Below are 25,865 nucleotides of genomic sequence, written 5' to 3'. Positions count from 1 at the left end.
ACAGCCCAAGAAGCCATGCGCTGTCTAAACTAGCCCTATGCGCTGGTGGCTGATGGTTGCAGTGCTGGCCCTGGCTGGTTGTTTACCCTCCCTGCAGGCCTTCGACCCCGACCGCTTGCTCACAGCCGATAATTGGGGCCCCAACAACACACCCCTGGAATGGTGGTATGTCTCCGGCTACCTACCCGAGGAAGGTCTGGCCTTTCACTGGGCGTTCTTTAAGGCCTATGTACCGCAAAACTGGCAGGTCGGCCCTATTAAGCCGGCCATCTTTTTCCCCGGCCCATACCACGCCGCGCACCTCGCTATTACCGACCTCCGTAGCCATCAAAAATTCTTCGATGAACGCTTCGACTTCCGCACCGACCGGCCCCAGGGGGATAGCCTCGTGCAGTTTCCACCCCTGCGGCTCGAGCAGGGCGACTGGAGGCTGGTGCAGCAAGGCTCGACCTACCATCTCTCGGCCGGGCCCATCCAGGTGCGCCTGACCCCGCTCAAACCCGCCGTGGTGCACCCGCCGGGCTACTCGGGCACCCCCGAAACCGGGCGGATGTACTACGTGTCGTTTACCCGCATGGCCCTGGAAGGCGCTATCGCTGGCCGGGCCGTGCGCGGCGAAGCCTGGATGGATCACCAATGGGGCGACCAGATCGGCAGCCAGGGTAGCAGCCCTACCGGCTTGGGGGCCCTGTGGGACTGGTTTGGTCTGCATCTTTCCAATGGGGTCGATTTGATGCTGTACCGCGTAAAGAATGCCAGAGAGGAGGTGGTTCAGCTCGCGGCCACCGCGGTTGATGCACAGGGAGAGGCGCGCGCACTCAACAACCTGCGGATGACCCCTCTGGAAAACTGGGTCTCGCCCAGCGGGCGCAGCTACAGCCTGGTCTGGCAGGTCGAAGCCGACGGCTTAAACCTCCGCCTCGAGGCCTTGCGCAAAGACCAGGAGCTCCTCACAGCCTCAACCCGGGTGGCCTACTGGGAGGGCCCGGTGGCCGGTAGCGGCACCTGGCAAGGGCAGGGTGTTTTGGCTACAGGCATGGGTGAGTTTGTGGCTGGCCCCTACAATCCTCCGGACGAGCTCTTTGGGCCCTTCCCAGGGCGCTAGGGCGAAAGAAAACCCCCAGCCGCGGCTGGGGGCCTGCACGCACAGAAAGCTATTTGAGTTCGACCTTGGCGCCGGCGTCCTCGAGCTGCTTCTTGATCTTCTCGGCCTCCTCTTTGGAAACGCCTTCCTTGACGGGGCCGCCCTGCTCGGCCAGGTCTTTGGCTTCCTTAAGGCCCAGACCGGTAATGGCCCGCAGCTCCTTAATCACGTTGAGCTTCTGGGCACCGGCATCCTTAAGGATCACATCAAATTCGGTCTTTTCTTCAGCAGCGGGTGCAGCCGCCCCAGCCGCAGCCCCAGGCACGGCCACGGCCACCGGTGCAGCCGCGGTTACACCCCACTCTTCCTTGAGTTCGTCGATGAGTTGCTTGAGCTCCAGTACGGTTGCGCTGGAAAGTTGAGCCTTGATTGCAGCGATATCGAGTGCCATTTTTCTCCTCCTGCTTATGGGCCGAAAACGACCCGGTGGCCTACGCGGCCTCTAGTTTCTGTACCTGGGCATCCAAGATGCCAACGAATTCCTGGGCCTTCGCCCCCAGCACGCCCACGAAGTTGGACATCGTGGCGGACAGCACGCCGACCAGCTCGGCTTGCAATTCCTTTTGGCTGGGCAGATCGGCCAGGGCCTCTACCTGCTGGCCCGTGAGGGCCTGCCCCGAGAGCACCCCCGCTTTGAGCACGGGAATGCCTTTATCGTTCGTCTTGGCGAACTCCTTGAGGGCCTTGGCCACCGCAGCAGGGTCAGAGAAAACCACCACCGCTGAGGGGCCGCTTAGGCCATCGACCTCCGGCAGACCCAGATCGCGGATGGCTTTGCGGATCAGGGTGTTTTTGGCGACGATCATCTCGCCACCCTTTTCCCGTACCGCCTTACGAAGCTTACCGGTCGGCCCTGCCTCAAGCCCTTGGTAGTTCACCACGAAGAACGAGCCACCCGCGCCCTTTAAAGCAGCGGTGAGCGCCTCGAGGTTTTCGATGTTGCGCTTGCTAGGCAAAGTTCCTCCTGGTCGGGGCATTGCCAGGCGGCAGACCGCCCACGCACACCCCAGGCTTGACTTTGGGACTAGGGAAATCCCAACGCTTTACCACGAAAACGCTTCCCTAAGAGCGCCTCGGCGACATGATTAAGGCCTTGCCCGTCGCTGTCTTTGGCTGCCTCCACGGTCTATGAGACCAAGGAAGAGCACCAAAGAGGAAGTATACATAAGTAGCCCCTTCACGGCAAGGGGTGTTTTGGACGAAACACCGCAAAGCCCAGGCCCGCCAAACTGTTAGAATGAGGCCCAATGAACGACGTCTGGGATATGCTGCTTGAGCCCTTCCCGCCAGAGGAGATGCAGTGGCGGGTGGAGGCCTTATCTAAAGACAAGCGCAAGGCCCTGGTAGCGCCCTTTGTAAGCCACTCAGCCCTGCTGGATCGCCTCGATGAGGTGCTGGGCCCTCAAGGCTGGCAGGATAGCTATGAGGTGCTTCAAGCCCAACCGAACCTGTATGCAGTTAAGTGCCGCTTAACCATCCTGAATACTTCCAAAGAAGACCTGGGCGAGGGCGATAGCCTCAAGGCTGCTTTTGCCGAGGCGTTGGTGCGAGCAGCCGCTAAATTTGGCGTAGGCCGGCGCCATATGCAACTTGAACAACAGTGGGTTGATTACGATGCCGGCACCGGACAATTCAACCCGCCCGGCACAGAGACCCCCTCCCAGCCACCTCAACCAGGCCAACACGAGCGCGCATCCGCCAGCGAGGGTAAGCCCGAACCACAAGAGCTGATCGATCGCCTGCTCGAGCGCCTCAAGCAAGCTGGTCTGGGCAAACAGGCTGCACAAATCGTGGTGAAGTACGGGGGGTATGGCAAACACCCCGAGGAAACCCGTAAACTTTACGGCGAGCTCCGGGCTTTGCTAAAAAGTCAGGCTTCATGAACAAAGGGTTGCTGTGATCAAGGTTATAGCGATAGGAGACTTGCACGCCGACTTTCCTAAGTTGTGGCGGGCCTTGCGGAATTCTTATGCCGTCGGTGAAGACTGGCTACCTTCTGACCCTCTGCTGCGGGGTACCTACCGCGTGGTGCTGATGGGTGATCTGGTACACCCAAAGCTCCTGGCCGACTACCGGCGGCTGACCGGCCTGGAGGACTACGATCCCAGCAACCCCGACCACCTGCGCACGGCGGCCAAAGCGCAGATTCGAGAGCTGATGCGCATCAAGCGTTTCCAGGAGGCCGCCCCCGATCACATCACCATTCTGCTGGGCAACCACGACCACGCAGCGGTCACGGGCGATCTGGTGCTGGGCAATGCCCACCTCGAGCACAGGGAGTTTCACCCCGAGCTGGGGGGCGTGGAGCTTCCGGAGGAACTCAAGCACTGGATCCAGTCCTTCCCCACTCAAATTACCCTCTATGGGGTCAATTTCGCCCACGTAGGGCCGGTACCCTGGCTACAGACCTACGACGAGATGTTCTACAACGGGCGTGAGGCCAAGGAATGGTGGTTGAGCAACGCCGACTACGTCGAGCGAATGGGCTACCGCTTTGGCGTATACGGGCACACCGTGATGAAAAACGGCATCCTCATTAAGGATAAATTGGCCTTAATCGACGCGCTCGATCACAACCAGTACCTCGAGCTGATTCTCGACGAGGACAGGCTGGACTGGGAGATAGTGGAGATCCCACCGGCTGGAACGCAGCTCTACTAGCCGTGCTGTATATAAACGGGCAATGCAATGCCCCTTACTTGCAAACGTGAATCTGACATCACCCAAGGTTGTGCGGGATTTGCTGGAACGCTACGGACTGAAGGCCGATAAGCGATTTGGGCAGAATTTTTTGGTGGAACGCTCTTATCTGCAGCAGATCGTAGAGGCTGTAGGGCTAACGCCGGGCCAAACGGTGGTTGAGGTTGGGCCGGGCCTGGGCACCCTGACGCGGGCCCTGGCCGAGGCCGGCGCCAGGGTGGTGAGCATCGAGATGGATCGTCGGCTCGAGGCCGTCTACGCCGAAACCCTGGCCGGGCTGCCGGTGCAGATCATCTGGGCAGACGCCCTCAGCTTCGACTGGAGCAGCCTACCGCCCCAGAGTCTGTTCGCAGGCAACCTGCCCTATAACATCGCCACCCCCCTCATCACCCAACTGCTGCTATCAAACCGATTTCGCCGGATTGTGGCCTTGGTGCAAAAGGAAGTGGCCTTGCGCATGGTAGCCCGGCCCGCCACCCCCGCCTACGGCCTGCTCTCCTTACGGGTTCAGTACCACGCGGCGGCCCGGCGCATAGTGGATGTACCCCCGGGTGCTTTCTTCCCACCACCCAAGGTAACGAGCTCGGTCATCTGCTTACAGCCCAATAACAGGCCCGATCACCCAGGGCTCTTCCGCTTGATTGAGGCAGCCTTTGCGCAACGGCGAAAAACCCTGGTCAACGCCCTCAAGGCCGCGGGCTACCCCCCCGAACGGGTGAAACGCGGGCTCGAGGCCATGGGCCTTCCCGACAATGTGCGCGCCGAGGCCCTTGGTTTGCCGCAATTTGAACAAATGCTGGCTTACGTGGTGTAATCTATGTTTGTTAGCGATTTCTCATAGGTTTCGCTTAAGCTACTACACATCGGTTCAGGATGCCGTTAGACTGTGGTAAATCCTGTAATTGGGAGCCAAAGGCTGGGAGGCCGTGATGCGGTTTTTTGTCGTAGGTGACGTATCAGTTGACCTAATCTACTTTCTTGAGCGAATCCCCGAGCCGGGAGAGGAAGTACCGGCACAGCGGGCCTTGATGAAACCTGGGGGGGCCGGGGGCACCCTGGCAGCCCACCTGGCCAGCCTGGGCAACAAAGTTTATCTGGCCAGCCGGGTGGGCGATGACCCTTTTCGCAGCGTGGCCCTATCGCAGCTTGAAAAAGTCAAGGTTGATCTCAAATACCTGCAAACCGACCCCGAGCAGACCACCTCTTCAATTCTGATTCTGCTAATTCCCGGCGGCGAACGCTCCATGGTCTCGGCAGGGGGCGCCAGCCGCTACCTGGATGCCGCCGAGTTTAAACCCCGAATGCTCGACTCGATCGACGCGGTGGTTTTCTCAGCTTACGCCTTTGTAGGCGGGCCGCAGCGCCAGTACGCAATTAACGTGCTGGATGCTGCACGCAAGCGTGAGATACCCATCTTTGCCGACCTGGGCACCGGTGCGGTGCGGGCTGCTGGTAAAGAGCTGCTGGATATTTTGCGCGGGGTTCCCTATCTGCTGATGAACCAGGTAGAGCTGCTAGCCCTGACAGGGGCTACATCCATCAGTTACGGGGTGAACGTGCTCAAAACCTGGGGCCTCGAGACGGTGGTGGTCAAGGTGGGGGCCATGGGCTCTATTGTGATTACCCCCACCCGTCAAGAGCTGATTGAACCCTATCCCCTCGAGGAGGTGGTGGATACCACCGGCTCGGGGGATGCTTTTACCGCCACCTTCGCCCACGCCATCATGCAAGGCAAAGACCCGTTTACCGCCGCCCGCCTAGGCAACCTGGCCGGTTCCCTGGCCGCCACCGCCATTGGCGGGCAGGGTCGCCTCATTACCGAGGAGGATCTTTTACAGGCCCGGTAGGCTTTCAATACAGGGTTTTGCCGGCTATTTCACCCCAATGAAACGGGCTTATGCCGGTCGGCTTGAATCCTTCACCTTAGATGGTGGTGAAGGATTCAAGCGGAAACGGTATTACAGGCCGGACGCGAAATACCGCCGGATGGCCTCGAGCAAAGCCAGCCCCACCGCCCCGCTTTTTTCCGGGTGGAACTGGGGGGCCACTACGTTGCCCTGGGCATAAAGCGCGGTAAAGCGGGTTCCGCTGTACTCGGTGACGCCCACGCTCCCCTCCACCAGCGGGGCGAAATAGGAGTGCACAAAGTAGAAGTAGCGGCCCGACAGGTGCTGAAAGTGGGCGCTGTACTCCACGGTGTTCCACCCCATCTGCGGCACCCGCGCCGCCCGGAAACGGGTCAGCCGGCCCCGCACCAGGCCCAGCCCGGCGGTTTCGGGGGCCTCCTCGGAGCCTTCGAACAGGATTTGCATGCCCACACAGATACCCAAAAAAGGCTTGCCCAAGGCAATGTGCGCCCGCACCCCCTCCTCGAAGCCCGAGGCCTGAAATGAGCGCATAACCTGCCCAAAATGGCCCTGCCCCGGCAGCACCAGCAGGTCGTGGGCGCCCACCTGACGGGGGTCATCCGAGATCGTGACCCGGTAGCCCGTGGCTTGCAGGGCCTTGGCGGCGCTGTGCAGGTTGCCCGAACCGTAGTCGATCAGCAGGGTCTTCATGGCGCTGGCCCCTACAAGACTTCCTTGGTGCTGGGCAGGTCGGGCCGGGTGAGGCGGGTGGCCTGGTAGAGGGCCCGGGCCAGGGCCTTGAAGGCGGCCTCGAGCACGTGGTGGGCTTCCCGGCCAGCCAGGAGCCGCAGGTGCAGGGTGAGGCCGGCGTGGTTGCACAGCCCGCGTAAAAACTCCCGCAGGTGGTAGGCGTTGAGGCCCCCGGCGCTCCCTTCGATGCCCAGTTCCTCGGGCGCAAAGGCCAGGTGGCTGCGTCCGGACAGATCCAGCACCACCTGCACCAGGGTTTCATCCATGGGCACGGTGGCCTCGCCGTAGCGTTCGATCCCCCGGCCCTCCCCCACCGCTTGCCGCAGGGCCATCCCCAGCACGATACCCACATCCTCCACCAGGTGGTGCACATCCACGGCCAGGTCGCCGGTGGCTTCGACCTCGAGCCCCAAGCGCCCGTGCCGCTGCAAAGCCAAAAGCATGTGATCCAGAAAGCCCAGCCCGGTCGAGATATGCCCGCCCGGGGCCGCATCGAGGTTCAGGCTGAGGCGGATCTGGGTCTCGGCGGTGTTGCGTTGGATGGTGGCGCTACGCATGGGGCACCTCGGCCAGGGAAAAGGCGGCTTCCAGCAAGCGCTGGTTTTCCTGGGGCGTGCCCACAGAGACCCGGATGCACCCCTCGAGGCCGGGGTAGTGATCCTGCCGCCGCACCAGGATGCCCTGGCGCAGCAGCCCCTGGTAGGCCGCCGCCGCATCGGGGGTGCGCACCAGGAGGAAGTTGGTCTGGCTTTCGTACACCCGCCAGGTGGGGTGCTTTTGCAGGGCCTGGAAGAGCTTTTCCCGCTCGGCCACCAGGGTCTGCACAATTCCCTGGACATAGCCGGGCGACTCCAGCACCGCCAGAAGAATCTGGGCGGTGTGGGCCGGCAGGCCAAAGGGCGGGACAAAGTTCTGCACCACGTTGCACACCTCCGGTGAGGCCAGCAGGTAGCCGGCCCGAACCCCCCCCAGGCCCCAGGCCTTGGAGAAGGTGCGCAGAAGGGCTACGCTGGGGTTGGCTCGAGCCAGCGGCGCATAATCCGTACCTGAAAACTGGTGGTAGGCCTCGTCTATTACCAGCAGCCAGCCCGTCCGGGCAGCTTTGTCGGCCAGACGATGGATGTCTGCTTCGGCAAACAGCCGGGCCGTGGGGGCGTGGGGGTTGGGCAGAAACAGCACCCCTGGAGGAGCCTCCATGGCCTCGAGCAGAGCCTCAGTCGGCAGGGAGAAACCGCTCCCCAGTGCAATTGCTCGGTAGGGCGTGGCCGATATTTTGGCAGAAAAGGCATAGTGCGGAAACGAAGGCGCGGTATCCAGTACAGCGTTGGAAGCCTGTGCCAGGGCTTGGATGAGCAGGTTGGAGCCCGGAGCGACCACCAACCCCTCCATGGGCCAGCCCAGCCAGGCGGCCAGCCTCTCCCGCACGTCCTCGGCGTGGAGGTACGGATAGCGATTAAAGTCCAGGCCCTGCAAGCGCACCAAAACCCGCTGCTTGAGCTCGGCGGGTAGGTCGTAGGGGCTCTCGTTCTGGTCGAGTTTGATGGGGGCTTCTACCTTTTTATAGGGGTAGCTGGGCAGTCCCTGGAGGTGGGGCTTAAAGGCCTTCACCCCCCGATTGTCGGAACTCGCAGGCTGAACGTCAAGGGTGGGCGCAACCGTGCACCCAGCGCCAATGCCGGTCGGCTGGTTTCTTTAGGCTAAGGCCATGCGAATCGGAATGGTGTGTTATCCGGGCCTGGGCGGGAGTGGCATTGTGGCCTCGGAGCTGGCCGACCGGCTGGCCCGCCGGGGGCACCGGGTGTACCTATTTGCTACCGAGCTGCCCATGCGCTTGCCGGAAGGGAGTCCGGTGCAGTTTATGCCGGTAGAGCTGCCCAATTACCCGGTGTTTCCAGCCCCGCTTTACACGCTCGCGCTGGCGGGGGCGCTCGAGCGGGCCATCCGAGAGGAAAGCCTGGAGCTTATCCACACCCACTACGCCATCCCCCACGCGGTAGCCGCTGAGCTGGCCGCCGAGGGGCGCATTCCGCTGGTGCATACCCTGCACGGCACCGACGTCACCCTTCTGGGCATAGACCCCGCCTACCAGACCCTTACCGCCCGGGCCTTGCAGAAAGCCGCTGCCGTCACCGCCGTTTCCCAGAACCTGGCCCAGCAGGCCCAGCGCGCTTTTGGGGTGAGTCCGCAGGTTATCTACAACGCCGTAGACACCGAACGCTTCCGGCCCAACCTCGAGGCCCGGCGCTATTACGCAGCCCCGGACGAGTTTCTGCTGGTGCACGCCTCCAACTTCCGGGCGGTTAAGCGGGTGGGCGATATCGTGCACGTCTTCGCCAAAATTCGCCAGAAACTCAAAGCCCGGCTGGTCTTGGTGGGCACCGGGCCGGAACGGGCCGAGGCCCTCTCCATTGCCCACAGCCTGAGGGTGGACGACAGCGTAACCTCGCTGGCCACCGCCAAAAACCCCGAGGCCATCATCGGTGCGGCCGATGTGTTCTTGCTGGCTTCAGAATACGAGGGGTTCGGCCAGTCGGGCCTCGAGGCCCTGGCCTGCGGGGTACCGGTGGTCGCCACCCGGGTGGGCGGGGTTCCCGAATGGCTCACCCCCGAGGTGGGCCGGTTGGTGGAGTTTGGCGATCTGGAGGCCTTTGCACAGGCGGTGGTAGAGCTGCTCACCTCGCCCCAGCTCGAGCAGATGCGCCTAGCCGCCCGCAACCACGCCCAGGCCCACTTCAACCCGGAGCTGATCACCGATCAGTACGAAGCGCTTTATCGCCGGGCCCACCAGCGCGACCTCGAGGCCGCATCACCGGCTTGAAGCCCGCCCCACAATTCGCACACAGCAGGTATACTCTCTAACTACCCGGGTTCAAGCTGTTCAGAAGGAGGCTGGTATGTTGGAGGGATTCAAGAAATTTATCTTCCGTGGGAACGTGATCGACCTGGCCGTGGGCGTGATTATCGGCAGCGCCTTTGGAGCCATCGTTAACTCGCTGGTAGCTGATATCCTTACCCCCCTTATCGGCATGATCTTTGGGACTCCGGACTTCTCGGGCCTCAAGCTGGGCGCCCTGAACGTTGGCAAGTTTATCAACGCCGTGGTGAGTTTCTTGATGGTGGGTTTTGCGTTGTATTTCTTCGTGGTCACGCCTATGAACAAACTGCAAGAGATCTCCAGGAAAAAAGAGCCAGAGGTAACCCCTGCCAGCCCACCCGAAGAGATTATCCTGCTGCGGGAGATTCGTGATGCGTTGAAGAGGTAAGGCAGTCCTCGGCCATTCCCAACGGTGCCAGGGTGCAAAACCGTCTTGTCGGGCCATTTTGTGCAACGACACGCCTCATCAAAGCAGCCCTGGCACCAGGGGCTGGTCTTTACCCGGGACAGCCATCCGAAGCGCAGTTGGTTACATCTTCATATAACTGAGTAATATAGTGTGGTTGGGCCGAATAGGCGGGTCACCATAACACACGGTTTTGAAAGGCTATAAGAGGTTAGGCTGTTGAAAGGTCGCGTGTCCTGTCAAAAAAGCACCGTCCGCAGGCTCGAGGTCGGTAGGCTGTGAGCGTCACAATACTGCGCCGGGGTTTATTGCTGGGGCTGGTCGTACTGGGCCTGCTTTTGGCCACTGTTACCCGGCAGTCGGCCCCCACCCTGCCGGGGGAGTTTGCCGCGCGCATCGCACCAGTGTTTGGCTTTTCCTTTCGGCTGGGCCAGAACACCCGGGCCAGCCTGGCCGCCATTTTTGACCGACGCGACCTGCGGGCTGAGCTGCGCCGCATGCAGGCCGAGCTACAACAACTGCGACAGGAAAACCAGCGTCTAACCCTGGAAAACCGGCGCCTCCAGGCCACCCTGCGGGTGCAGGCGGTTCAGGGCCTGGGGGTGGTGGCGGTCGCCCCGGTCATCGACGAAGACCCCTCGGGGTTATACCAGAGATTATTCCTGGGGGCTGGATCGGCCCAGGGGCTCCGGGTGGGTATGCCCGTCACCACCGCCAACGGGCTGGTAGGGGTCATCACCGAGGTCACCCCCCACCAGGCCGTTGTGCGCACCATCCTCGACCCCGAGTCAAGGGTGGGGGTTCGGCTCGCCAACGCCCCAGGCCGGGGGATTGCCTACGGGGCCCCGCCCCGCATGCTGCGGGTTGAGATCGCGCCCGAGGCCAGCGTCAAACCCGGTGACACCGTGGTCTCTGGGGCCATCCAGGGCCTTTACCCTGCTGGCATTACCGTGGGCACCGTTGAGCAAGTACTCCCGCTGGCCCCCGGGGCGCTCAAAAAGGTGTTGATGGTACGGCCCGCCGTTCAGCTATCGCTTCTGGAAGAAGTGCAGGTGCTGCGACCGCTGTGATGAAGGGGCTGGCCTGCATACCCCGCCCCGGCCCTCTTGACCTCATATGCGACTGGTTCTGCTCATCGTCATCGCTTTCTTGCTGCAAGGCTTTGTATCCGGGTTATTGGGTGAGGGCATCCCGCCGCCCGACCTGGTTTACCTGGCCACACTACTGATGGCCGCCTCGGTCTCGCCCTTCCTGGGGCTGCCGCTGGCCTTCTCGGTGGGGCTGTTGCAAGACCTGCTCTCGGCGGGCTACCCTGGGCTGCACGCGGTGGGGCTGTTGCTGGCCGCGTACGCCTACTACCGGCTCTCGCGCCTGGTGCACTGGGACGAGCTGGCCGGACAGGTGGTCATTCTTGGCGGCAGCTTTGTGGCTAAGTGGCTGGGGATCCTGCTGGTGGCGCTGTGGTTGCGGATGGGGGGGTTCAACCCTCTCACCCTTTGGTCGGTTATCGTACCGGAGATGCTGCTGACCCTGCTCATTGCGCCTTTGGTACTTCGTGTTTATCAGCAGCTTTTTGCAGGCCATAGCAAGTAGGGGGGTGGTGTGAACAGCCGTATCTGGATTCTGCTGGTTTTTTTTTACCTTTTGCTGGTGCTGTTTGCAGCCCGGCTATGGCAGCTCCAGGTAATGCAGTACGAGCAGTACGCCACCCGCAGCCAGGGCAACTACCTGCGCACCGAAACCACCCTGGCCCCAAGGGGTCGCATCCTCGACCGGAACGGCCGGGTTATCGCAACCAACCGGCTGGCGGTGGATTTGCTGTACCTGGGGGGCGAGGTGTTGTTCAAGGATCGAATCCTGGCCCTGACCGGGCTCAAGGCGCTGCCCAAGGTGGGGCATGAACCCGTGGAACTGATGGTCAACATACCCGAGGCGCTGGTGCCCACCCTGGCCGAGCTGGTCGCAGGCGAGCCCAATCTGAAGCTGCTCGAGCGCATTGAGCGCGTCTACCCCAATCCGATCGCCGGGCCGGTCATCGGTTATACGGCCCTGCCCAGCCAGGAACAGCTCAAGGAAGGTTACGACCCAGAAGAGCTGGTGGGCGCCGCGGGCCTCGAGGCCGCCCTGGAGCAGCAGCTAAGGGGCATCAAAGGGGTGGTGCTGGCCGAGGTCAACGCCCGGGGCCAGCGGGTGCGCTTCGAGGAGATCCGGGAACCCCAGGCCGGCACCGATGTCTACCTCACCCTGGATCTGAGCCTGCAGCAGGTAGCCGAACGGGCCTTACGGGAAGCCGTGGTTGATATTAACCGCATCCGTCAGCGCAACGGCCTGCCTTTGGTCAAGCAAGCCAAGGGCGCCATTGTGGCGGTTGACCCGCGCAACGGCGAGGTTTTGGCTATGGCCACAGCGCCAGCCTTCGATCCCAACCTCTTCGGTCGCAGGCCACGCCCGAACGATAAAATCCGCGAACTGTTCAGCGATAAGGATCGCCCTACGCTCAACCGCGCGGTGAACGCTTACCCACCTGGCTCCACCTATAAATTGGTGAGCTCGAGCATGGCTCTAGAAAGCGGCTATGTTACGGCCAGCACGACCTTTCGCTGCAGCCCCTACATCGTTTTTGGCGGGATTCGGCGCAACTGGGCTCGTGTCGATATGGGCATGATGACCGTTCAGGAGGCCATTGCCCAGAGCTGCAACACCTGGTACTACCAGGTGGCCATGCTCGACCCCATCGGCATGGTGGACAAGCTGCACAAGCGGGCCCTCGAGCTCGGTGTGGGCCGGCCCACAGGCCTGGAAATCGGCGAGCAAAACGGTATTGTGCCCTCCATCGCCTGGAAAAAGCAGAACCTCCCCAAAGACCCGCGCTGGTGGCCCGGCGAGACCCTCTCCATCATAATCGGGCAGGGCTACAATAAAGCCACACCGGTACAGATCGCCCGGATGCTAGCCACCATTGCCCAGAACGGCCAGCAGCCCGAGCTGCACCTGGTGCGCCGCATTGGCAATCAGGAAATTCGCCGCCCCAGCAGCCGGGTCTCCGGGCGCTACTGGCGCGAGCTTCAGGAAGGAATGCGCAAGACCGTAACCTGGGGCACCGCACGGCACGTGCTGGGCAATTTTCCGGTAGCCACCGCCGGCAAAACCGGCACTGCCCAGAACGAAACCCTGACCCCGGGCCTCGAGCACGCCTGGTATATGGGCTACGGGCCGGTAGACCCATCCGACCCCCGCCCCCCGCTGGTGGTGGTGGCTTTCTTCGAAAACGGTGGCGAGGGCAGTGGGGTGGCGCTTCCAGCAGCCCAGAAGGTGATGGCCGCTTACTGGAAGGTGGGGCAACCCCTGACCGATCAGTAGCGCCCATCCACGGGGCTGGCTTCACTTTTAGCGGTTGCCGCCTGGTGTGGATGGCTGCCTGGCCTCGAGCTGAGCAAGACCCAACCGGTGTAGCACCAGCGCGGCCACCCGTTCACCGCCCATGGCCACGGCCGGCACCGACTGGCCTGGAAATATGCTCTCCCCTACCCGCCAAAGGTTGGGAAAGGGTGTTTTCGGGCTGGAGGTGCGGAAGGGGTGCACCTGGGGATAGCCGCCCACCCAGCCGTCCTGGCGTCGGGTGTAGAAATGGTAGGTGCGCGGGGTAGCACCCAGCAGGCACAACGCCGACTCCCTGAATCCAGGCAGCAGTTGCTCTACCTGGCGCACCATCCGCTCCTGCCAGGCCCTTTTCCGCAGGCGGTAATCTTCTTTGGAAAGCCCCCGCCATTCAGCCAGCCGGGTATGCGCCGAGGCCGAGAGCACCCGTACGCCGGGTGGGCCCCGCAGGGCATCGCCCGGGTCAGATAAGCTCAGGAATACCCACTCGCCCTCACCGGCCCACTGCCGGTAAAGCGCCCCTGGTGGAACCACCGCTTCGGGAATGGCGGCGTGCAGCATAAAAGCCCCCCAGCCATCGGCGGGCGGGGCCTGCTGGGCGGCGCCGGGCAGCAAGGCCATCAGGTCGCCGGGGGTAAGGTTGGCTACGAAAAGGTCGGCCTCGAGCCTTTCCCGCTCCCCCCGCCGGCGTCCGCCCAAGACCACCTCGACCGCTTCCACCCGCCCATTTCTGACGTGCAACCGCTCCGCGCGGTGCCGGTACAGCACCCGCCCCCCATACCGCCCCACTGCCTGGGCCAGGGTCTCGGCAATAACCCCCATACCGCCCAAAGGCATGACCGGCCCGCGGTGGGGCAGGTCCAGCGCGGCGGCGCCAAACAGGGCGTAGGTGCGCCCCGCATCGGCCTGGGAGGCAATCAGTAGCTGGGCGTCCAGGAAGCGCCGGAAGCCCTCATGGGCCGGGGCGTGCGCCAAAATGGGCCGCACCAGGTCGGCCAGGAGGCCCAGCAGATCGGCCCGATGCGCCAGTGCCCAGGACAGCCCTCGCTGGGCCAGGCTGGACAGTTCCTTTCGATCGACGGGCGGAAAGGGCAGGCCCGGGGCCAGCTTCCATAAGGCCAGGGCCCGCTTTTCCTGCCATCGCCAGAAACCCTCCACAACCCGGCCAAACACGGCCCGCTGGGCTTCCAGTTCGCTGGCCCGGCCCACCGGGCGAACCACCACCCCCCCGTCGGGCAGCCAGACCTCCATCAGGGCTTCGCCGGGCGCGAGGCGGCGCACCGGAAAATGCACCCCCAGCCGCCGTTCCAGACGGGTAAAAACCCCCTCTTCGTCGAAGCCGGCTAAAAGGGTGGCTCCGGCATCGAAGCGAAAACCCCCATGCCAGAAGGTGCCGGCCGAGCCCCCAGGGTAGGTGTGGTGCTCCAGAACGGTAACCTCGAGGCCCGCCTGGGCCAGCAAGGCCGCTGTTGTCAGGCCCCCCACCCCGGCCCCAATAACCACAACCCGCATAAAAACCCAGGCGGTTTTTGGTCTACCTCTTTAGCTGGCGCACGTAGGCCAGCACCACATCGGCATCGCGGAAGGCGTTCACGTTGCGCCATATACGCTCGACACGGCCCTGGGGGTTGACCAGTATGGTATCGCGGTTGTAAAAGCCAAAGAGCCCCCCAACTTTGAAGAGCCGGGCCAGGCGGCCGTCCTGGTCAGGCAGCATGGCGCCCTTAAGGGCCATCTGTTCGATGAACGCACACTGATCAGCCGCGGGATCGGCGCTTACGCCGAAAATTTCCACGCCGAGCTTTTCAAACTCGCCATACAGTTCAGCGTAGCGCTTGCCCTGAGCGGTACAGCCGGGCGAGCTGGCCTTGGGGTAAAACCAAAACAGCAGATACTTGCCCGCCCTGGCCGTGGCCGCCAGATCGATGGGCTTGCCGTAGGAGTCGCGCACCCTGGGCAAATCCACCGGGTCACCGGGCGAGAGGGCCAGCACCGGGGCCAGTACCAGGAGTATCCACCAGAAGCGCCGCATGGTTAAAGTTTGCCGGTAGCGTCCTCTGTCGGCTGTAAGCCAGGCTTCACCTCGAGGGGGTCTCCCCTACCGCTCGCCTGCTTGAGGTAGTCCAGCACCACCTGGGCATCGCGAAAAGGGTTGACGTTGCGCCAGACCTGCTCAACCTTGCCCTGTGGATTGATCAGGATGGTATCGCGGCTGTACAGGCCCAGCAAAGCCCCCACACCCCATAAGCCCCCCACCCCAAAGGCTTTCCCCAGCCGGCCCGAGGGGTCGGGGATCAGGCCGCCCTCGAGCGCCAGCTTATCCATAAAAGCGCACTGCTCCGAGGCAGGATCGGCGCTTACACCGAACACCTCGGCCCCAAGCTGCTGGAATTCCTCGCGCAGCATGGCATACTGCCGGCCCTGGGCCGTACAGCCGGGGGAGTTGGATTTGGGATAAAACCACAGCACGATGTAGCGCCCTTGTTGCACCAACTCAGCCAGGTCCACGGTTCGCCCCAGCGCGTCCTGTACTTGAAGGAGGGGGGCGGGATCACCCGGTTTCAGCTTCATGTAATTTAGTATCGGTTCCAAGCCCCACGCTGGCTGTGGGGCTGACCCCAATCGCCCCCAAAAACTACACCCCGCGAACCGAGCGGCTCACGGGCGCTCCGGTGGGGGCGTGTAGGGTGTTGTGCCAGATGGCAATGCCCCGCAGCGGTGCGTAGACCTCGAGGCTGGGCAGGGCCTGACCCCCCAGCTTGATGCGGTGGATTTTAGTGCCGCCCCGGCGAATGGCGTAGATGGTCTCGTCCAACACCACCATCTCCACCTGGCTGTTGGCGTCTTCGCCCTCGGCGAGCGGCAGCGGCAGTGAGAGCAGCACCTCGCCCTCGAGGGAGAGCTTGCGGATTTTTTGGCTGTCGACATCGTAGATCAAAAGCTCCTCTTGTGGGGTCAGGCCCAGTCCACCCAGCAGGCGCAGCTCTTGCGACTCGCGGCTCTTGCGGAAGGCGTAGCGTGAGATGTACTGCCCTTTGTGGTCGAGGCGCTGTATCTGACGGTTGCCGTAATCAAGGACGAAAATGTAATTCTGGCTAGCCAAAATAGCCCTGGGCGACTCGTAGGTGCCCCGACCCGGCCCCGCCCCGCCAAAGCGGGCCACGGGGTTGCCCTCGAGGTCAAAACGGGTAATGGTGCAGGCCTCGCCATCCAGCACCAAAAGCCCGTCCGGCAAGGTCGCCAGCGAGATCGGGTAGAGCAGCTCCCCCAGCTTCATGCCATAAGGCCCCACCGAGTGGGTGATCTCACCCTCCACATCGAAGCGGTGCAGCAGCCGCACAGCCCCGCCGCCATACTCGAATAAGCTAATCCAGACCCCCCCCTGCTGGTCCACGGCCAGGGCCAGGGGTGGGGAGGGGAACATACCCCGCCCACTGCCCACCCCGCTCCACATCCGCATCAGGGTGCCATTCAAATCCATCAGCCGCAGGGTGCCCTTCTTGGTCTCAACCGCCAGGGCGAGGTAGATGGGTGCGGTGAGGCCGGGATCTTCGTCCCAGTTCCCGCGCAATACGTCGAGCACCGCCTCCAGACCGGGGCGTTTCTCCGGGTCTTTTTCCAGCATACGGTGAACCAGGTCGGAGAGCACCTGGGGAATCTCGGGATTAACCTGCTTGGGAGGAGCCGGCATCTGGGTGATCTGCTGGTGGATGACCGCCTCATACGCACCCTGAAAGGGCGGCTGGCCGCACAGGGCCTCGTAGAAGACCACCCCCAGGCTGTAAATGTCGGACTTGTGATCTATCCGCTGACCTTTAGCCTGCTCAGGGCTCATGTACACCGGGGTTCCGATGCGCGCACCGGTAATGGTTAGGCGGGTCAAGACCTTACCGGCCGCAATGCCAAAATCCATCAGGCGCACCCCTCGAGGGTCCACACTACCATCATCGCGCAGCGCGTTCCTGAGCACCATGATGTTGCCGGGCTTGATATCGCGGTGAATGATGCCCTGGGCGTGGATGTGCTGAAGGGCCTCAGCCACCCGGCTCATGATCTGCACAACGCTCTTGGTGGAAAGGCGCTTATTTTCGATGAGCCGATCTAGCCCCTCACCATCGAGAAACTCCATAGCGATGTAGTGGGTATCGCCCTGGTTGCCGTGGTCGTAAACCTTAACAATACCGGGGTGATCGAGGTGGGCCAGCAGCTCGGCCTCGCGGTGGAAGCGCCGCACAAACCGGGGGTCGCCCACGTATTTCTCCTGGGGAATTTTGAGGGCCACCAGGCGGCCATCTCTTTTACTCCGGGCCTTGTAAACGGTGGCCATCCCCCCTATGCCAACCTTCTCCTGGATCTCGTACAAAGCCTCGAGGCCGGTCACGCTGTTACCTGTCGAGATCTTTGGGTTGTTCTTGGTTTTAGCAGCTCGAGGGGCTGGTTTAGGCCGGGGTCTGAAGCTGGAACGCGAGCTGGGAACCCACATCGCCCCCAGGCCCAACAACAGGGCCACCACCAGCACCAAAGGCTCAACGCCCAGGGCCGCCAAACCCCCGAGCATCAGAATGAGCAAGACCAGCATGGGCCAGGTTCGCCCAAGGCGCAGCATCAGGGCCGTGGAAATAGCGACCAAGAGTAAAGCCAGCAGGTAACTCATCTGAACCTCGCCGCCACCACCGTGATGTTGTCCGTCCCCCCCCGCATCAGCGCCTTAGCCACCCAGCTCTCGAGGGCCGATTGCAGATCGCCCGTAATGCTCCACTCTTCGGGGGGTACCAGACCATATAAACCATCGGTCGCCAGCACCAGCACCTCACCCGGCGCAAAATTGACCGAGAAAATATCGTGCTTAACATCGGAAAGCCCCAAGGCCTGGGTGAGCATATGCTTCCAGGGGTGCTCTTCGGCCTGCTCAGCGCTCAGCACCCCCTGGCGCACCTGCTGGGCCACCCAGGAGTGATCCTGGGTGAGAAGGGTCCAGCGGCCCGAGGAGTATCGGTAAGCCCGGGTATCCCCCACATGTCCGATCACCGCCTGGCGGTTCCATTCGGTAAGCATCACCGCCGTCAGGGTCGTACCCATACCCTTGCGCGAGGGCACCCGCTCACCTTCCTGCAAAATTCGCCTTTGGGAGAGCTTAAAAGCCTTATCCATAACCAGGCTAAGCCCCACCCCAGGCCGGCCCGTGGCAGCGTGCTCAGCGTACGACCTGACCGCTGAGCTAACCCCTTCAATGGCCAGTTTGCTGGCTAGCTCACCGGCCTCAGCCCCCCCCATACCATCGGCCACAGCCAGCAACACCAGGTTGCCAGCCGGGGTCGGATGTATGGCTACGCGGTGAAAGTCCTCGTTGTTCCGACGACGCCGACCGATGTTGGATTCTGTGGCAATTTCGAGCCGCGCCAATCGCATGACACCTTATAATACCGTCTGAATGAAGATAGGCCTGGTTGAATTACTCGAGCTCTATGAGTACAAGGTAGACGACCTTGTTGCAGGCAACGAACCCAAAGGGGGTATGGCCGGCCTTGCCCGTTTGCGTCAAGCCTTAATTCAATCCAACCTGTCCGGCCCTCTAGCCAAAAAGTTTCGCGATATTGATGGGCGCTTTAAGGCCCACCGCCCCGGCTACAAAACCGCTGTGGACGAGGGCAGTGCCCCCGATTTGAGCGCGATTTTGGTCGAAGACGACGGGGTTGCCTCCAGCCCTGAGCGGGAAGCCCTGGACAGGCTAACCGAGGCCGTGTACTGGAGCCGACTCGATCGCGACCTACTCCGCATCGCCAAAACCCTCAACCACGGCAAGCGCGACGAGCTGCGCATGGCCTATGCCATCCTGCAGAACCTCGAGACCTACTCTAAAAACCCCCTTTTTTCTCAGGACTACAACCTCTCGCGCTTCACGCTTTCTCACCCCATCCCCGGCGTTTCAGACCCCCGGGTTCACCTCGAGGATCCCTCGGTTGCTAAAAATCTTTTGCTGGAACTGTTTCGTGAGGCCTTTACCCTTCCCAGCAAACTCAAGCTCCCACCCGAAGAAACCGTGCCCTATATCCGGCGGTTTGCCCGGCGGGTGCTGGAAAGTGAAGGCGCGCTGCGCAGCAGCACGCGGGGGCCCACCCTAGAGACCCTGCGCCGGGCCCTCGAGGAGGCCCACCGCCAGAACCTCAGCATTGGGGAGATACGGGCGCTGGAGGAACGCTTGCATGCTGCTGCCGCTGAGGAACGGCGCCTGTCCTTGGTTATAGAAGAGGATCGGGCCCGGTTCTCAGCCGCCATAGAACGCCTCGCCACCCTGCTCTCCCGCTACCTGCCCAGCCCCATGGGCGAGGCCACCTGGCCGCATGTGCCGCCCAAAATTCTGGGTAGCCAGAACCCCAACTACGCGCTGGAGGCCATTCCGCACGATGCCAAAGCGCTCAACCTGCGCCTTATGCCCCAGCGCTTCTACTTCTGGAACCACGAAATAAGGATTTCGCAGGCGGGCAGGGTTTTTGGCATCGGCGTCGCCGAGCAGGAGCGCATCATCGAGGAGGATGCAGCCTTCAGCCTCACCCTACCGGATGCCGAGCTGCACGTCGTGCGTTATAAGGACTACCTCCACCTGCGCATTGGGCCCCGTGAAGCCGCCAGCATATCCAGCCTGCTGGCCGAAGGTCGCATGCTGTCGTACCTGATGTGGCCGGAGAATCACTACGCTTACCTGCGCCTGCTGCGTGCCCTTTCGGCCCGGTTGAAAGGCGAGATCAACCACGCCCAGTTTGCTGCGGATTCGGCCAGTAAATACAGCGAGGCACCGATAGACAACCTCCAGGACTTCGCCCGCAAGGGCCTCGAGGTCGTCCGGGGCCGCATCGAGCGCTCCCCGCAATGGGCAGCCCGCCTGAGCGAGGTTGCGAAGGCCCTGGGGCTCGAGCCCTATGCCCAGGTAATACACCGCGAGCTCAACGAGTGGCTGGGGTTTAGCCCACCTTCCCGCGATACCCTGGGGGATCTGAACTCCACCACCGTAGGCGATAGCCCCAGCACCATCAAGGCCGGTAGCACGGTGCTTTCGCTGCGGTACCAGGACGGCCAGGTCTATGTTTCGTCCACCGGGCTGATACCCCGCAAGCTACAAGACCTGCTGGTCTGGATGGTGCCCGAAGGTGGGCTGGTGCTGGCGCGCGAAGGCGCACGGGTCGCGTACGAACTGGTCTCCATCCACCCCATCTCAAGAAGCACGCCCTGAGTCCGGGCAGGCCGCTCTCTACCCGAATACCTATGGTACGCAATAGCCAGCGCCACCTTTAAATCAATCCGGTCTAACTTTACCACTTGTTCTTGACACATTATTATAAGTCCACCTATGTGGAACGCATTACAGTACCCGGCATTCAGATGGCTTTTTCTTTCTACTTTGTTTTCGCTGGCTGGAAGCAAAATTCACCGCATCGCCCTGCTGTTTGTGGCCTACCAGGAAACCCAGAACGCAGTCTGGGTCTCGCTCATACTGGGAGCCCAGTTCCTGGCCAGCGCTGTGCTGGGCCCGTTGATGGGGCCCCTGGTCGACCGCTACGACCGGCGCAGCCTCATGGTGATTTCCAACCTGGCTCGAGCCGCCCTGGTCGCGTGCATTCCCCTATTTGCCATCAACTCGATGCCGGCGTTGATGGTAATTTCTTTTTTGCTGGCCGCCTTTGAGGCCATTTACTACTCCGCCAGCAACAGCGCAATTCCCGAGATGGTGCCCGAGCCGGCGCTCGATAGCGCCAACGGGCTGATGATGTTCGTGCAGCGCTTCTCTGAGATCGCCTTTGTGGCATTAGCGGGCGTGCTGGTGGCCGGTGTGGGCCCGGCGCCGGCCTTCTGGATCAACACCGCTTCGCACCTGCTGGCCGCGGGGTTGCTGGCCCTGCTTCCCTCCCTGGCGGGTAAGGCCGGCAGGAGCAATTATTTTCAGGCCGTGGCCGAAGGCCTGCGCCCGTTGTGGCAAAACCCCGTTCTTAGCCGAACCATCGGCACTTTGGCCCTGGCCGCTGCGTTTGGCTCGGTAGAGGGCGCCCTGGGCATTGTGTATGCGGTGGAGGCCCTGAAGATTGGCGTGCAGGGCTTTGGCGTCCTCGAGGCCCTGATGGCCGCCGGGGCTGTGCTGGGGCTGTGGGTGACCATGCCGCTGATTAAGCGCTGGACGCGGGAGGTGGTGTTTGTTAGAAGCCTGGCCCTGTGGGGGCTTGTGTTTGCTTCCCTGGGCCTCTTCCCCAACCCCATCTGGGCCGGTGTGGTCATGGTGCTGATGGGTCTGCTCAATACCATGTTCATCGTCCCGGCCCGCTCGATTATCCAGCTTTCAGCCCCCGCCGAGCTGCGCGGGCGCATCATGGCCGCTTTTGGTGCCACCATGCAAAGCGCCGTGCTGATGGGCACGCTGCTGGCCGGGCTGTTGGAGCCGCGCCTGGGGGTGCTGGCCGTCTTGTGCTTGTCGGGCTTTACGGTGTTTGTGGTGGCCTTTACCGTGATGCTGCGGGGGGGAATCCCTCAACCGAAGATCGAGCCGCAGTCCAGCTAAAAGCCCACACCCCAACCCAGCTACACCAAGGCCCCTTTAGGTGCGATAATGGGGGGGTTGTTTGGAGGAACTAGATGAACATACAAAAACTCATGAAGGAGGCCCAAAAAGCCCAGAGGAAAGCTGCAGAAGTTCAGGAGCGCCTGGGTCAGATGACGGTGGTGGGCAGCGCAGGCGGAGGCCTGGTAGAGGTGACCTCCAACGGTCACGGCCAGATTCAGGCTGTCAAGCTGAAGCCCGAGGCCCTCGATAAAGACGACCTCGAGGCCCTCGAGGATCTCCTCCTGGTTGCCATTCAGGACGCCCAGAAAAAAGCCCACGACCTTTCGGAAAAAGAGATGAGCCGCGAGCTGGGCGGGATCGGCAGTATGCTCGGCAACATGTTCTAAACTTGCCGCCAGCCTGCGCCAGCACCAGACGGTTTTCAACGGCAGACACCTATGCGCTACCCCGAAAGACTCCTCAAGCTCGTTCGCGCCCTAGCAGGTCTGCCGGGGGTAGGGCCTAAGAGTGCGCAAAAACTGGGCCTATACCTGGTGCAAAACCCCGATGCGTCCGCAGAGCTTTTAAGCAGCCTACAGGCCGCACAAGCCCTGCACCCTTGCCCGGTCTGCGGCAACCTGGCCGAAGACGAGTTGTGCCCGATCTGCGCCGACCCCGAGCGGGACAGGACGGTCATCTGCGTGGTCGAGACCATCTCGGATCTGATGGCCATCGAGCGCAGCGGGGAGTACAGCGGCCTTTACCATGTGCTGGGGGGCGCGCTCAACCCCCTGGAGGGAATTGGGCCAGAGCAGCTTTACCTGGAAAAGCTCTTTGCCCGGCTCGAGGGGGTCAACGAAGTGATCCTGGCCACCGGCATGACCGTCGAGGGCGAGGCCACCGCAGGCTATCTGGCCGAACGCCTGAGCCAGCACAACATCCGCCCAACCCGGCTGGCCTATGGCCTCCCGGTAGGGGGCAGCCTCGAGTACGCCGACGAAGTGACCCTGGCCCGGGCGCTGGAAAACCGCCGGGGCTACCTATAGTTCTGAGCCGCGTTCGATGGGCTTCTTTTCATGCGTATGTGCAATTGCGCAGAAGCCCGGCTGGGACTATGTTAGGCTAGGTGCCGTATGGTCTGGAATGATAGCGGGGGGCTGGCATGAAAATGCTCGAGAGCCTGGTACCGCTGGGCGCACGCCAGGCTGTTCTGGTAAGCCAGGACGGCCTGGTGATCGAAAGCGTCGGCAAGAACACACCGGAGCCCGAACTGCTGGCCGCCGAACTGGCAACCTTGGCCAGGGCCAGCCGCGTCCTGGCCCAAAGCCTGGGCGGCGAACTCAAGCGCTTCACCATCGCTACCGAGCACCGCGAGGTGTTGGTGGTGGTTTTTAACGGTTACTGCCTAGGCGCTATCGTCGAGCGGGGGGCCGACCGCAAAAACATCGGTGCCGAGCTATCACGCCTGGCTACGCGTTTATCGCAAACAATTTAGGGGTCAAGCTATGATTCAAGAGGTAATCGGAGAACTCCAGGCCACCAAGGGGGTCGTGGCATCGGCATTGGTCGCTGAGGACGGCTTTGTGGTAGAGAGTCTGCGCGCCGAGCAGGCCCCGGACATCGACTTCCTCGGCAGTGCAGCCTCCACCGCGCTGGCCTCGGCTCGAGCTCTGTCACAGGAGCTCGAGCGCGGCGAGGTGGAGGAAGTCATGGTAGAGTACCCCGAGGGGCCAGTGTTGCTGGTTCCGCTCGAGGGTGGATACCTGCTGGTCGTGCTGATAGACTCCATGCAAAGCCTGGGTCGGGTGCGCTTCCAGCTCAAGAAAAGTATTCCACGCCTCCAGGAGGCTTTATCGTGAGTGAAGTTTCACAGGTACCCGAGCTGCGCGTAGACATTGACCGCGAAACCGCCCTTGGCAAATACGCCAACTTTGCCATCTTCTCCCATCAGAAAAACGAGTTCTACCTCGACTTTGCCCTGATGCAGCCCGGCGGACAGCCCAATCAGGTGGTGGCGGTGGTGACCAGCCGGATTATCACCAGCCCCCAGCACGCCAAGGCCCTGCTGCGTAGCCTGGCCGAAAACATCCAGCGCTACGAAGAGACCTACGGGGTCATCCCCGAGGCCATGGATACCTCTAAAGCCTAATCGCAAAGCGCTTGAAAGGCGGGCCAGCCCGCCTTTTTTCTTTTTGGATAGGTCGGTGCTCTGCTCAAGAGGCCTTGCGGGGTCGATTTGCGAGGCCGCCGGAAACAGCGGAAGCGATCTTTGCTTTTTGAGGTGCAGCCATCCCAGAAAATAACCGGGGCCGGCCTCAGCCGGCCCTTCAAGCCCTTTAGCTCACAGATACTTCTTAAACCACTCCAGGTAAGCCTCCAGCCGGGCTATGCGGCGGTCGGGCCGTCCGGAGCGGCTCAGTTCATGCCCCTCCTCGGGCACCCTAAAGAACCGGGTGGGCACACCCCTTTGCAGAAGCACCGTATACCAGGTCTCACCCTGGTCGATGGGGCAGCGGTGGTCTTGCTCGGAGTGCACCACCAGAGTAGGAGTTTGTACCCGATGGGCCAGCGAGAGCGGGCTTTTTTGCCACAACACCTCGGGGTTCTCCCAGGGCCTGGCCCCAAGCTGAAGGTAGGTGAAGCGCGGCCCAATATCGGCGGCGCCATAAAAGCTCGTCCAGTTGCAGATGCTCCGGTCGGTAACGGCGGCCCTGAAGCGCTCGGGGTGGCGGGCGGTGAGCCAGTTGGTCATGTAACCCCCATACGACCCCCCGGCCACTGCAACACGGTTAGCATCCAGGGGAAACCGGCCCAGCACGTGGTCTAAAAAGCCCAGCAGGTCTTGCTCGTCAATATCCCCCCAGCGCCGGCCCAGGTCGGTGTAGTCCTGCCCGTAGCCGGTGGAACCCCGGGGGTTGCAGTAGGCCACTGCGAAACCGGCGGCGCGGAAGAGCTGGAGCTGGAGCATCAGTGCGTTGCCGAAGGCCGTGTGGGGGCCCCCGTGGATGTACAGAATCACCGGATGGGGGCCGGGCCCTTCCGGAAGCAGCACCCAGCCCTGCACGGTATGGCCTTCCGGGGCCTTGTAGCGCACCTCGAGGGGGGTGGGCAGGCTGGGCAGCGCCTCGGCGTTGGGGTCATAAAGCACCTCGTCCCCACAGGTGAGGCGGGCCCCGTGGGTATGGTCTTCCGAAAGGGTGTAGAGCCTGTGGTCGCAGAAGGCAAAGCCCAGGGTGTTGAGCGTGGCCGGGCTCACCCACTCAGCCTGGCCCTCGAGCGTCACCGCCAAGAGACGGGCCGAGCCCTCCTGGGTGACCACCACATAAATCCGCCCATCGGGCCCCATCCTGGGGGTCTGGGTTCCCGCGCCGATGCGCACATCCGAGTTAACCGAGTTCAAAAAAGAACCCTGGGCCAGCACACGCACCTGTCCATCCGCGCTGCGGTAGTGCAGCTTGTGTTCCGTGCCACCCCCCCGCTCCCAGGCGTGGGCCAGGTAGACCAGGCCGCCGTCGGGGGTGGGCTCCAGACCGACGATGGGCCCCACACCCCCGAACAGCTCGTTAACCTGGCCGTCCAGACCCACGTGGTAGGCCCGCTGGATCCAGCCCCAGCGCTCCTGCGGCGCGCTCGAGGCCGTAAAATACAGCCCGTCGCCCGCCGGGCTCCACGCCACATCTTCCACATCCTGGGCCAGTTTGACCAAGGGTTTGGCCTGCCCATCCTCCCACAGCCAGAGCTCCCTGGGCTGCCCCGGCAGCAGGCCCCTGCCATCAAACTTCACCGGCCAGGTCTCGTAGATGCGGGGTGCATCGGGTTTGGGGGGCTCGTACTCCCCCCGGGTCAGCAAAGCGATTCGGCGGCCATCCGGGCTTACCTTATAGCCCTCGATGCCGGCCTTGAGCTGGGTCACCTGCTCGGCCTCACCGCCCGACAGGGGCAGGCGAAAAAGCTGGCTGGCCTTGTCCACCTTGCGGGTGAAGTAGATGTACTCACCACGCCAGAAGGGCGCTTTGGCCTCGCCCTGGGTTAAAAAACGCAGCCCCCCATCCCAGGTAGCCAGGCGGCTGCGGTAGCGGGGCGGGTCTTTTTCGGGCCGCTCGATGTCGGTGTAGACAAAAAGCGGCTTGCCAGCAGGGCCTTCGGTCAGATCGGACAGAAAACGGAGTTGATAGAGCAGGTCGGTTGTCACCCCCATACTCTACCTGACCCGCGGGTCAGTGCGAAGTACATACCCT

General features: G+C 62.5%; 28 protein-coding genes. 17 read left to right on the top strand and 11 right to left on the bottom strand.

All coding sequences use genetic code 11. From position 1 onward, the window contains the following. Positions 1-37 precede the first annotated feature (37 nt). Positions 38-1,105 carry a lipocalin-like domain-containing protein gene (locus MRUB_RS05955; protein ID WP_013013458.1) on the top strand — a complete coding sequence of 356 codons (1,068 nt, stop codon included), beginning with the start codon at positions 38-40 and terminating at the stop codon, positions 1,103-1,105. A gap of 49 nt (positions 1,106-1,154) precedes the next feature. Here MRUB_RS05955 and rplL read toward each other — a convergent pair whose 3' ends face one another. After that, on the bottom strand, positions 1,155-1,535 hold the full coding sequence (gene rplL / locus MRUB_RS05950) for a 50S ribosomal protein L7/L12 (protein ID WP_013013457.1): 381 nt from the start codon (positions 1,533-1,535) through the stop codon (positions 1,155-1,157). A 40-nt stretch (positions 1,536-1,575) separates the two neighbouring features. After that, entirely contained in the window at positions 1,576-2,100 is a 525-nt protein-coding gene (gene rplJ, locus MRUB_RS05945) for a 50S ribosomal protein L10 (RefSeq protein ID WP_013013456.1), read from the bottom strand. 291 nt (positions 2,101-2,391) lie between these two features. Here rplJ and MRUB_RS05940 point away from each other — a divergent pair, with 291 nt between their 5' ends. From MRUB_RS05940 to MRUB_RS05925, 4 genes are all read left to right on the top strand, one after another. Continuing rightward, the gene (locus MRUB_RS05940; protein ID WP_013013455.1) at positions 2,392-3,027 is read left to right on the top strand and encodes a Rad52/Rad22 family DNA repair protein; all 636 of its coding nucleotides are present in this window, start codon (positions 2,392-2,394) and stop codon (positions 3,025-3,027) included. Positions 3,028-3,043: 16 nt separating this feature from the next. Continuing rightward, complete coding sequence (locus MRUB_RS05935; protein ID WP_036198401.1) at positions 3,044-3,805, top strand: metallophosphoesterase; 762 nt, start codon at positions 3,044-3,046, stop codon at positions 3,803-3,805. A 22-nt stretch (positions 3,806-3,827) separates the two neighbouring features. After that, positions 3,828-4,658: a 16S rRNA (adenine(1518)-N(6)/adenine(1519)-N(6))-dimethyltransferase RsmA gene (gene rsmA / locus MRUB_RS05930; RefSeq protein ID WP_013013453.1), complete on the top strand. Its 831-nt coding sequence runs from the start codon at positions 3,828-3,830 to the stop codon at positions 4,656-4,658. A 115-nt stretch (positions 4,659-4,773) separates the two neighbouring features. Continuing rightward, positions 4,774-5,691 carry a carbohydrate kinase family protein gene (locus MRUB_RS05925; protein WP_013013452.1) on the top strand — a complete coding sequence of 306 codons (918 nt, stop codon included), beginning with the start codon at positions 4,774-4,776 and terminating at the stop codon, positions 5,689-5,691. 111 nt (positions 5,692-5,802) lie between these two features. Here the strand turns inward: MRUB_RS05925 and hisH are convergent, their stop codons facing one another. Genes hisH through MRUB_RS05910 form a run of 3 tightly spaced genes read right to left on the bottom strand, consistent with a single transcriptional unit; the run spans position 5,803 to position 8,049 of the window. Then, positions 5,803-6,402, bottom strand: a complete 600-nt coding sequence (gene hisH / locus MRUB_RS05920; RefSeq protein WP_013013451.1) for an imidazole glycerol phosphate synthase subunit HisH — start codon at positions 6,400-6,402, stop codon at positions 5,803-5,805. 11 nt (positions 6,403-6,413) lie between these two features. Further along, a complete protein-coding gene (hisB, locus tag MRUB_RS05915; protein WP_013013450.1) occupies positions 6,414-6,998 on the bottom strand; it encodes an imidazoleglycerol-phosphate dehydratase HisB in 585 nt (194 codons plus the stop codon). Then, on the bottom strand, positions 6,991-8,049 hold the full coding sequence (locus MRUB_RS05910; RefSeq protein ID WP_013013449.1) for a pyridoxal phosphate-dependent aminotransferase: 1,059 nt from the start codon (positions 8,047-8,049) through the stop codon (positions 6,991-6,993). Before MRUB_RS05910 ends, hisB begins: the two co-directional genes overlap by 8 nt. 97 nt (positions 8,050-8,146) lie before the next feature. On the opposite strand from MRUB_RS05910, the gene bshA reads away from it, so the two are divergent. The 5 genes from bshA (at position 8,147) to MRUB_RS05885 (ending at position 13,082) form a co-directional block, all read left to right on the top strand. Next, positions 8,147-9,259, top strand: a complete 1,113-nt coding sequence (gene bshA, locus MRUB_RS05905) for an N-acetyl-alpha-D-glucosaminyl L-malate synthase BshA (RefSeq protein WP_013013448.1) — start codon at positions 8,147-8,149, stop codon at positions 9,257-9,259. 76 nt (positions 9,260-9,335) lie between these two features. Further along, complete coding sequence (gene mscL / locus MRUB_RS05900; protein ID WP_013013447.1) at positions 9,336-9,704, top strand: large conductance mechanosensitive channel protein MscL; 369 nt, start codon at positions 9,336-9,338, stop codon at positions 9,702-9,704. A gap of 296 nt (positions 9,705-10,000) precedes the next feature. Beyond that, positions 10,001-10,792 carry a rod shape-determining protein MreC gene (mreC, locus tag MRUB_RS05895; protein ID WP_013013446.1) on the top strand — a complete coding sequence of 264 codons (792 nt, stop codon included), beginning with the start codon at positions 10,001-10,003 and terminating at the stop codon, positions 10,790-10,792. A 46-nt stretch (positions 10,793-10,838) separates the two neighbouring features. Continuing rightward, positions 10,839-11,315 (top strand): rod shape-determining protein MreD, encoded by a 477-nt coding sequence (gene mreD, locus MRUB_RS05890; RefSeq protein WP_013013445.1) that lies wholly within the window; start codon positions 10,839-10,841, stop codon positions 11,313-11,315. 9 nt (positions 11,316-11,324) lie between these two features. Next, entirely contained in the window at positions 11,325-13,082 is a 1,758-nt protein-coding gene (locus tag MRUB_RS05885; protein ID WP_013013444.1) for a penicillin-binding transpeptidase domain-containing protein, read from the top strand. 27 nt (positions 13,083-13,109) lie between these two features. On the opposite strand, the gene MRUB_RS05880 is transcribed toward MRUB_RS05885, so the two are convergent. The 5 genes from MRUB_RS05880 to MRUB_RS05860 form a co-directional block, all read right to left on the bottom strand. Continuing rightward, positions 13,110-14,612: a phytoene desaturase family protein gene (locus MRUB_RS05880; RefSeq protein ID WP_013013443.1), complete on the bottom strand. Its 1,503-nt coding sequence runs from the start codon at positions 14,610-14,612 to the stop codon at positions 13,110-13,112. 22 nt (positions 14,613-14,634) lie between these two features. Beyond that, the gene (locus MRUB_RS05875) at positions 14,635-15,132 is read right to left on the bottom strand and encodes a peroxiredoxin (RefSeq protein WP_013013442.1); all 498 of its coding nucleotides are present in this window, start codon (positions 15,130-15,132) and stop codon (positions 14,635-14,637) included. Between the two features lie 2 nt (positions 15,133-15,134). Further along, positions 15,135-15,671 (bottom strand): peroxiredoxin, encoded by a 537-nt coding sequence (locus MRUB_RS05870; RefSeq protein WP_013013441.1) that lies wholly within the window; start codon positions 15,669-15,671, stop codon positions 15,135-15,137. Positions 15,672-15,735: 64 nt separating this feature from the next. Beyond that, positions 15,736-17,754 (bottom strand): protein kinase domain-containing protein, encoded by a 2,019-nt coding sequence (locus MRUB_RS05865; RefSeq protein WP_015586507.1) that lies wholly within the window; start codon positions 17,752-17,754, stop codon positions 15,736-15,738. Next, positions 17,751-18,509, bottom strand: a complete 759-nt coding sequence (locus MRUB_RS05860) for a PP2C family protein-serine/threonine phosphatase (protein WP_013013439.1) — start codon at positions 18,507-18,509, stop codon at positions 17,751-17,753. The genes MRUB_RS05865 and MRUB_RS05860 overlap by 4 nt, the downstream gene beginning before the upstream one ends. 22 nt (positions 18,510-18,531) lie before the next feature. On the opposite strand from MRUB_RS05860, the gene MRUB_RS05855 reads away from it, so the two are divergent. From MRUB_RS05855 to MRUB_RS05825, 7 genes are all read left to right on the top strand, one after another. Beyond that, complete coding sequence (locus MRUB_RS05855; RefSeq protein WP_013013438.1) at positions 18,532-20,328, top strand: hypothetical protein; 1,797 nt, start codon at positions 18,532-18,534, stop codon at positions 20,326-20,328. Between the two features lie 117 nt (positions 20,329-20,445). Further along, a complete protein-coding gene (locus MRUB_RS05850) occupies positions 20,446-21,645 on the top strand; it encodes an MFS transporter (RefSeq protein WP_013013437.1) in 1,200 nt (399 codons plus the stop codon). A 74-nt stretch (positions 21,646-21,719) separates the two neighbouring features. Continuing rightward, positions 21,720-22,034: a YbaB/EbfC family nucleoid-associated protein gene (locus MRUB_RS05845; protein WP_013013436.1), complete on the top strand. Its 315-nt coding sequence runs from the start codon at positions 21,720-21,722 to the stop codon at positions 22,032-22,034. A gap of 51 nt (positions 22,035-22,085) precedes the next feature. Further along, positions 22,086-22,673, top strand: coding sequence for a recombination mediator RecR (gene recR, locus MRUB_RS05840; protein ID WP_013013435.1), 588 nt, complete (start codon positions 22,086-22,088; stop codon positions 22,671-22,673). 116 nt (positions 22,674-22,789) lie between these two features. Beyond that, positions 22,790-23,122, top strand: coding sequence for a roadblock/LC7 domain-containing protein (locus MRUB_RS05835; RefSeq protein WP_013013434.1), 333 nt, complete (start codon positions 22,790-22,792; stop codon positions 23,120-23,122). Between the two features lie 10 nt (positions 23,123-23,132). Then, on the top strand, positions 23,133-23,486 hold the full coding sequence (locus MRUB_RS05830) for a roadblock/LC7 domain-containing protein (RefSeq protein WP_013013433.1): 354 nt from the start codon (positions 23,133-23,135) through the stop codon (positions 23,484-23,486). Further along, positions 23,483-23,776, top strand: coding sequence for a DUF3467 domain-containing protein (locus tag MRUB_RS05825; protein WP_013013432.1), 294 nt, complete (start codon positions 23,483-23,485; stop codon positions 23,774-23,776). The genes MRUB_RS05830 and MRUB_RS05825 overlap by 4 nt, the downstream gene beginning before the upstream one ends. Before the next feature lie 192 nt (positions 23,777-23,968). Here the strand turns inward: MRUB_RS05825 and MRUB_RS05820 are convergent, their stop codons facing one another. Next, complete coding sequence (locus MRUB_RS05820) at positions 23,969-25,819, bottom strand: S9 family peptidase (RefSeq protein ID WP_015586505.1); 1,851 nt, start codon at positions 25,817-25,819, stop codon at positions 23,969-23,971. Positions 25,820-25,865 lie beyond the last annotated feature (46 nt).

The sequence above is a fragment of the Meiothermus ruber DSM 1279 genome (assembly GCF_000024425.1).
GTDB classification, from domain to species: Bacteria; Deinococcota; Deinococci; order Deinococcales; family Thermaceae; genus Meiothermus; species Meiothermus ruber.
This window is presented reverse-complemented; position numbering and strand designations above follow the sequence as displayed.

What these genes read in the sequence shown, in the direction of transcription:
- MRUB_RS05955 (WP_013013458.1), top strand. Translation starts at nt 38, where the DNA reads ATGCGCTGGTGGCTGATGGTTGCAGTGCTGGCCCTGGCTGGTTGTTTA.
- rplL (WP_013013457.1), bottom strand. Translation starts at nt 1,535, where the DNA reads ATGGCACTCGATATCGCTGCAATCAAGGCTCAACTTTCCAGCGCAACC.
- MRUB_RS05940 (WP_013013455.1), top strand. Translation starts at nt 2,392, where the DNA reads ATGAACGACGTCTGGGATATGCTGCTTGAGCCCTTCCCGCCAGAGGAG.
- rsmA (WP_013013453.1), top strand. Translation starts at nt 3,828, where the DNA reads ATGCAATGCCCCTTACTTGCAAACGTGAATCTGACATCACCCAAGGTT.
- MRUB_RS05925 (WP_013013452.1), top strand. Translation starts at nt 4,774, where the DNA reads ATGCGGTTTTTTGTCGTAGGTGACGTATCAGTTGACCTAATCTACTTT.
- hisH (WP_013013451.1), bottom strand. Translation starts at nt 6,402, where the DNA reads ATGAAGACCCTGCTGATCGACTACGGTTCGGGCAACCTGCACAGCGCC.
- hisB (WP_013013450.1), bottom strand. Translation starts at nt 6,998, where the DNA reads ATGCGTAGCGCCACCATCCAACGCAACACCGCCGAGACCCAGATCCGC.
- bshA (WP_013013448.1), top strand. Translation starts at nt 8,147, where the DNA reads ATGCGAATCGGAATGGTGTGTTATCCGGGCCTGGGCGGGAGTGGCATT.
- mscL (WP_013013447.1), top strand. Translation starts at nt 9,336, where the DNA reads ATGTTGGAGGGATTCAAGAAATTTATCTTCCGTGGGAACGTGATCGAC.
- mreD (WP_013013445.1), top strand. Translation starts at nt 10,839, where the DNA reads ATGCGACTGGTTCTGCTCATCGTCATCGCTTTCTTGCTGCAAGGCTTT.
- MRUB_RS05880 (WP_013013443.1), bottom strand. Translation starts at nt 14,612, where the DNA reads ATGCGGGTTGTGGTTATTGGGGCCGGGGTGGGGGGCCTGACAACAGCG.
- MRUB_RS05875 (WP_013013442.1), bottom strand. Translation starts at nt 15,132, where the DNA reads ATGCGGCGCTTCTGGTGGATACTCCTGGTACTGGCCCCGGTGCTGGCC.
- MRUB_RS05870 (WP_013013441.1), bottom strand. Translation starts at nt 15,671, where the DNA reads ATGAAGCTGAAACCGGGTGATCCCGCCCCCCTCCTTCAAGTACAGGAC.
- MRUB_RS05865 (WP_015586507.1), bottom strand. Translation starts at nt 17,754, where the DNA reads ATGAGTTACCTGCTGGCTTTACTCTTGGTCGCTATTTCCACGGCCCTG.
- MRUB_RS05860 (WP_013013439.1), bottom strand. Translation starts at nt 18,509, where the DNA reads ATGCGATTGGCGCGGCTCGAAATTGCCACAGAATCCAACATCGGTCGG.
- MRUB_RS05855 (WP_013013438.1), top strand. Translation starts at nt 18,532, where the DNA reads ATGAAGATAGGCCTGGTTGAATTACTCGAGCTCTATGAGTACAAGGTA.
- MRUB_RS05850 (WP_013013437.1), top strand. Translation starts at nt 20,446, where the DNA reads ATGTGGAACGCATTACAGTACCCGGCATTCAGATGGCTTTTTCTTTCT.
- MRUB_RS05845 (WP_013013436.1), top strand. Translation starts at nt 21,720, where the DNA reads ATGAACATACAAAAACTCATGAAGGAGGCCCAAAAAGCCCAGAGGAAA.
- recR (WP_013013435.1), top strand. Translation starts at nt 22,086, where the DNA reads ATGCGCTACCCCGAAAGACTCCTCAAGCTCGTTCGCGCCCTAGCAGGT.
- MRUB_RS05835 (WP_013013434.1), top strand. Translation starts at nt 22,790, where the DNA reads ATGAAAATGCTCGAGAGCCTGGTACCGCTGGGCGCACGCCAGGCTGTT.
- MRUB_RS05830 (WP_013013433.1), top strand. Translation starts at nt 23,133, where the DNA reads ATGATTCAAGAGGTAATCGGAGAACTCCAGGCCACCAAGGGGGTCGTG.